The organism is Nonomuraea sp. NPDC001684 (genome assembly GCF_053596515.1).
In genome coordinates, this window is the sequence record NZ_JBSFGJ010000531.1 from 1 (window position 1) to 5,939 (window position 5,939).

Annotated in this window: 5 protein-coding genes; 3 read left to right on the plus strand and 2 right to left on the minus strand. The window is 73.3% G+C overall.

The window, feature by feature from the left end; genetic code table 11:
• Both ACWCSD_RS46180 and ACWCSD_RS46185 read right to left on the minus strand, forming a co-directional pair.
• Positions 1-614: zinc-dependent alcohol dehydrogenase (locus tag ACWCSD_RS46180; protein ID WP_449925060.1), on the minus strand; the 614-nt coding region annotated here is incomplete at its 3' end.
• 76 nt (positions 615-690) lie between these two features.
• On the minus strand, positions 691-1,326 hold the full coding sequence (locus tag ACWCSD_RS46185) for a TetR/AcrR family transcriptional regulator (protein ID WP_387675587.1): 636 nt from the start codon (positions 1,324-1,326) through the stop codon (positions 691-693).
• 82 nt (positions 1,327-1,408) lie between these two features.
• Here ACWCSD_RS46185 and ACWCSD_RS46190 point away from each other — a divergent pair, with 82 nt between their 5' ends.
• The 3 genes from ACWCSD_RS46190 to ACWCSD_RS46200 form a co-directional block, all read left to right on the plus strand.
• Positions 1,409-2,659 (plus strand): MFS transporter, encoded by a 1,251-nt coding sequence (locus ACWCSD_RS46190; protein ID WP_449925063.1) that lies wholly within the window; start codon positions 1,409-1,411, stop codon positions 2,657-2,659.
• A gap of 4 nt (positions 2,660-2,663) precedes the next feature.
• Positions 2,664-4,283, plus strand: coding sequence for an alpha-amylase family glycosyl hydrolase (locus ACWCSD_RS46195; protein ID WP_449925066.1), 1,620 nt, complete (start codon positions 2,664-2,666; stop codon positions 4,281-4,283).
• Positions 4,280-5,939 (plus strand): glycoside hydrolase family 2 protein (locus ACWCSD_RS46200; RefSeq protein ID WP_449925069.1); only part of this gene is annotated, 1,660 nt, incomplete at its 3' end. The genes ACWCSD_RS46195 and ACWCSD_RS46200, both read left to right, overlap by 4 nt.

The following is a 5,939-nucleotide window of genomic DNA, read 5'->3' on the forward strand; positions in this document are numbered from 1 at the left end:
CCGGCGGCGCGGCCGGCGACCACGGCCATCAGGCCGATCGCGCCGACCCCCTGGACCACGACGGTGGAGCCGATCCGGATCGCGGAACGTTCCACACCGTGCAGGGCCACCGACAGCGGCTCCTGCAGCACGGCGACCTCGGCGGGCAGATCGGTCCGGTAGAACACCGTTCCCGCGTTCGAGGCGTACAGGTGGGTGGCGAAGCCGCCGGTCAGGTACGGCGGCCGGTCGGCGGGGGAGGCGAACCCGTAGGACGGCCGCCGGTCCGGGCAGCTGCCCGGCCTGCGGCGCACCTGGCATTCGAAGCACCGGCCGCAGCTCAGCGACGGGAAGACGCCCACCCGGTCGCCGACGGCCACCGGCCGTCCCGCGTGGTCGGTCGCGACGCCGTCGCCGAGCGCGGCCAGCCGGCCGACGATCTCGTGCCCGAGCAGCGCGGGGAAACGCACGCTGGCCAGCCGGCCCCGGTAGATGTGGGCGTCCGTGCCGCACATGCCGCACAGCTCGACCTCCAGGACGAACTCTCCCGGACCGGGCTGCGGCAGGCCGTACTCGCGCACCTCCACCGCTCCTGCGACGTCGGTGACGATCGCCGCGCGTGCCGTCGCGTCCATGCACCGCCTCCAGCATTCTGCTTTCTATAGAATGTGGAAGACGGTAGTTCGTCCGGTTTTGAACGGTCAATCCTTGTTACCGGAATGTTTCTGAGGCCACGTCCACGAAGTAGGCCCGCAGCAACCTGCGTCCTTGCTCGATCATGGCCGGATCGCCCTGCGGCGTCGCGGAGAACGTCAGGTGCAACACCGCCGCCGTGCACTGGATCGCCAGCCGCATCACCCGGTACGGATCGGGCAGCGCCGGCAGCCCCGCCTCCTCCAGCGCGAAGTGGTAGAGCCGCTCGGCCAGCACGTCCCCGCTCTCCCGCACCCGTCCGGCGGGCAGGAACGACGGGCCGCCCGGCCGGGTGTCGGCGAAGTCGACCACGGTGAAGCCCGGCACGCTCCTGCGCATCTCCACCGTCTCGGCCAGCACCAGCTCCGCCGCCCGCGGCCAGGTCAGCGGCGGCTCCTCGGCGACCCTGGCCCGCAGCCGGGCCAGCAGCACCTCCAGGTTGCGCAGCGCCAGCTCGCGCAGCATGCCCGGCTTGCCGTCGAAGAACTGGTAGATCGTGCCGGAGGGCACGCCGGCGCTCCTGGCGACGTCGGAGATCGTCAGGGCGTCCAGGCCGACCTCGTCCAGCAGGCGGGCGCAGGCGTCGAGGATGCGTTCGACCCTGTCGATGCTGCGCCGCTGGACCGGTCGGCGTCGGATGCCGGGGTTCTCCACGAACAAGTCTTAACATAACGACCCGTCATGTTCTAACGTGACATCCTCTCACGTTCCCCCGTTCCCCCCAGGGAGGACCTGCATGGCCGAAACGCGCCTCGCGCCCGACAGACGGGTCTCCGCGGGCTGGATGTCCCTGCTGGCGCTGGCCCAGATGGGGGTCATCATGGCGATGACCGTCGGAAACCAGATCCTGCTCCCCTCCCACGTGGCGCGCATCGATCCGCAGCACAAGGAGGCGTCGCTGGCGGTGGTCTTCGCCGTCGCCGCCGTCTGCACGATCGTGGCCAACCCGCTGTTCGGAGCCCTGTCCGACCGCACCCGTGCCCGGATGGGCCGGCGCCGCCCCTGGATCGCGGGCGGCGCGCTGGTCTGCGCCGCGTCCCTGGTCTTCCTGTCCCGCCAGGACTCCCTGGCCGGGCTGGTCGTCGGCTGGGCGGTCGCCCAGCTCGCCTTCACCGCCGCCCTCGCCACCGCCATCGCCACCGTGCCCGACCAGGTGCCGATCAGCCAGCGCGGCAAGGCCTCGGCGCTGGCGGGCGTGGGCCAGCTCGCCGGGCCGCTGCTGGGCGGCGTCGTGGTCACCGTCGTGGCGACCGGCTCGCAGGCCGGGTTCGTCGCGATGGCCGTCCTGGTGCTGCTGCTGGTGCTGCCGTTCAGCCTGTTCACCAAGGAGCCCGCGAGCGCGCCGGCCGACCTGCCGCCGTTCGGCCTGCGCTCGCTGCTGCGCAGCTTCAAGGTGAGCCCGCGCAAGCACCCCGACTTCGCCTGGGCCTGGCTGAGCCGCTTCCTGATCACTCTCACCCTCGCCATGGCCATCGGCTACCTGCAGTACTACCTGCGCGACGGCGTCGGCTACGAGGCGCTCTTCCCCGGCTCCACCGTCGAGCAGGGCGTCGTGGTGCTGGTCGCGGTCTTCACGCTGAGCAGCGTCGCGCCCACCCTGGTCGCGGGCTGGTTGTCGGACCGGTTCGGCAACCGCCGCACGGCCGTCTTCGTCGGCGGGCTCACGATGGCCGCCTCCGGGCTCGTGCTGACCTTCCTGACCAGCTGGCCCGCCGCGATCGCCGCCAGCGTCCTGCTCGGCGCGGGCTACGGCATGTTCGCCGCCGTGGACCAGGCCATGGTCACCCAGCTCCTGCCCGCCGACGCCGACCGAGGCAAGGACCTCGGGATCGTCAGCCTGGCCAACTCCGCCTCCGGCACGTTCGGGCCGGTCATCGCCGCGCCCCTGGTCACCTCCGCGGGCGGCTACCCGCTCATGTACGCCGTCGCGGCGGCCTTCGCCGCGCTCGGCGCCTGCCTCATCTGGAGAATCCGCAGTGTCCGATAAAGCAGTGTCCGACGGTCTCGCAGCCTTCGACGGCGACGCCTGGTGGCGCGAGGCCGTCGTCTACCAGATCTACCCCCGCAGCTTCGCCGACGCCGACGGCGACGGCCAGGGCGACCTGCCCGGCGCGCTGGCCCGCCTGGACCACCTGGCCGACCTGGGCGTGGACGCCGTCTGGCTGAGCCCGTTCTACCCCTCGCCGCTGGCCGACGGCGGCTACGACGTCGCCGACTACACCGACGTGGACCCCCGCTACGGCACGCTGGCCGACTTCGACGCCTACGTGGCCGCGGCCACCGCCCGGGACATCAAGGTCATCGTCGACATCGTGCCCAACCACTGCTCCGCCGCCCACCCGCGCTTCCAGCAGGCGCTGGCGGCCGGCCCCGGCAGCCCCGAGCGCGACTGGTTCGTCTTCCGCGACGAGCCCAACAACTGGCAGTCCATGTTCGGCGGCCCCGCCTGGACCCAGGCCCCCGACGGCCAGTGGTACCTGCACCTGTTCGACTCCGCCCAGCCCGACTGGAACTGGCGGCACCCCGGCGTCACCGCCATGTTCGAGGACGTGCTGCGGTTCTGGCTGGACCGCGGCGTGTCCGGGTTCCGCATCGACGTCGCCGCCATGCTGTTCAAGGAGGACGGCCTGCCCGACGTCGTCCCCGGCAGCCAGGGCGCGCCGCTGGCGCCCGGACGGTCCGCGGTGCCGTACGAGCACCAGCCCGAGCTGCTGGAGCTGTACCGGTCCTGGCGCAAGATCCTGGCCGCCTATCCCGGGCCGCGCGGCACGGTGGCCGAGATCTGGTTCGCCGACCCCGCCCAGGCCCGGCCCTACCTCACCGGCGACGGCCTGGCCCAGCTGTTCAACTTCCGCCTGATGCCCCTGCCGTGGTCGGCCGGGGAGTTCCGCGCGGTGATCGAGGAGTCCCACCGGCTGGCCCGCGAGACGGGCGGCTCGATCCCCTGGGTGCTGGGCAACCACGACGTGCCGCGGATGGCGACCAGGTTCGGCATCGACCAGGACCTCGTCCGCGCCCCCACCGCCGACGTGCTGCTCGGCAAGGTCGCCGTGGACCGCGAGCTCGGCCTCAGGCGCGCCCGCGCCGCCACGCTGCTGCTGCTCGCCCTGCCCGGCGCCGCCTACCTCTACCAGGGCGACGAGCTCGGCCTGCCCGAATACCTCGACATGCCGGCGCAGGCGCGGCAGGACCCCATGTTCGAGCGCACCGGCCGCGCCTTCATCGGCAGGGACGGCTGCCGCGTGCCGCTGCCCTGGTCGGGCACGTCCGCGCCGTACGGGTTCGGGCCGGGCGGCACCTGGCTGCCCCAGCCGGCCGACTGGGCGCACCTCACCGTCGCCGCCCAGCGCGACGACCCCGGCTCCACCCTCAACCTCCACCGCGCCGCCATCGCCCTGCGCCGCGAGCATCCCGCGCTCGGCGACGGCGACCTCACCTGGCTCGACGCGCCGCCCGGCGTGCTGGCCCTCACCCGCGAGCCCGGCTTCACGCTCATGGTCAACTTCGGCCCGGACGCGGTGCCGCTGCCCCCGCACCACGACGTCCTGCTGGCCAGCGGCCCCCTGGACGGCGCCGCCCTGCCCGCCGACACGGCGGTGTGGCTCTCGTGACCGGCGACCCGATTCCGCTGCCGGAGTACCCCCGGCCCCAGCTCGTCCGCGACAGCTACGTCAACCTCAACGGCCGCTGGCGGTACGCGATCAACGACGGCTCGCGGCCCGGGTCGTACGACGGCGACATCCTCGTGCCGTACTCGCCGGAGGCGCCGCTGTCCGGCGTCGGCCGGCAGCTGCTGCCGGGGCAGACCCTGTGGTACCGCCGCACGTTCGAGCCGCCCGCCGGGCCCGCGGGCGGGCGGGTGCTCCTGCACTTCGGCGCCGTCGACCAGACCTGCCGGGTGTGGGTCAACGACGTCGAGGTGGGCGGCCACAGCGGCGGCTACCTGCCGTTCTCCTTCGACGTCACCGACGCGCTGACCGAGGGCGCCAACACCCTCGACGTGGCCGTCCAGGACGACAGCGACACCGGCCGGCAGTCGCGCGGCAAGCAGCGGCTGCGCCGCGGCGGCATCTGGTACACCGCCCAGTCGGGCATCTGGCAGACCGTCTGGGCCGAGCGCGTGCCGGATCGGCACGTGGAACGGCTCACGCTGACGCCCGTGCTCGCCGAGGAGTGCGTCGAGGTGACCGTGCACGCCGCGGGCGGCGAGGCCGAGGTCGAGATCCTCGCCGGCGGGCGGGTGGCGGCCCGCGCCACTGTCCCCGCCGGGCGGCCGGTGCGCGTCCCGCTGCCCGGCGCGCGCCCGTGGAGCCCCGAGGACCCCTTCCTGTACGACGTGCGCGTCTCGCTCGGCGAGGACCGCGTCCGCGGCTACGTCGGCATGCGCTCCTTCTCCGTCGGCCCCGACGCCGACGGCGTGCCCCGGCTGCTGCTGAACGGCCGGCCGTACTTCCACGCCGGCATCCTCGACCAGGGCTACTGGCCCGACGGCCTCTACACGCCGCCCTCGGACGAGGCCATGGTCGACGACATCGTCATGATGAAGCAGCTCGGCTTCACCATGCTGCGCAAGCACATCAAGATCGAGCCGCTGCGCTGGTACCACCACTGCGACCGGCTCGGCATGCTCGTCTGGCAGGACCTGGTCAACGGCGGCGAGACCTACCGGCCGCTGGTCGTCACCACCCCCGCGCTGCTGCCGCTGCGCCTGGACGACCGCCGCCACCACCGCTTCGGACGGGCCGACGCCGCCGGGCGGGCCGCGTTCGAGGCCGAGCTGCGCGAGACCGTCGAGCACCTGCGCAACGTGGTCGGCCTGGCGGTCTGGGTGCCGTTCAACGAGGGCTGGGGCCAGTTCGACGCCGCGCGGATCGCCGGCGAGCTGGCCCGCCTGGACCCCACCCGCACGATCGACCACGCCAGCGGCTGGCACGACCAGGGCGCGGGCGACCTGCTCAGCCTGCACGTCTACTTCCGCCGCTTCCGCCCGCCCCGCCCGGACGGCCGCGTCCTGGCCCTGACCGAGTACGGTGGCTACAGCCTGGCCGTCGAGGGCCACACCTGGGGCGAGAAGGAGTTCGGCTACCGGCGTTACCGCACCGCCGACGAGCTGGGCGCGGCGTTCGTCCGGCTGCACGAGGAGCAGATCGTCCCGGCCATCCGCCAGGGCCTGAGCGCCACCGTCTACACCCAGCTCTCCGACGTCGAGGACGAGCTGAACGGCCTGCTCACCTACGACCGGGCCGAGCTGAAGCTGCCCGCCGTCC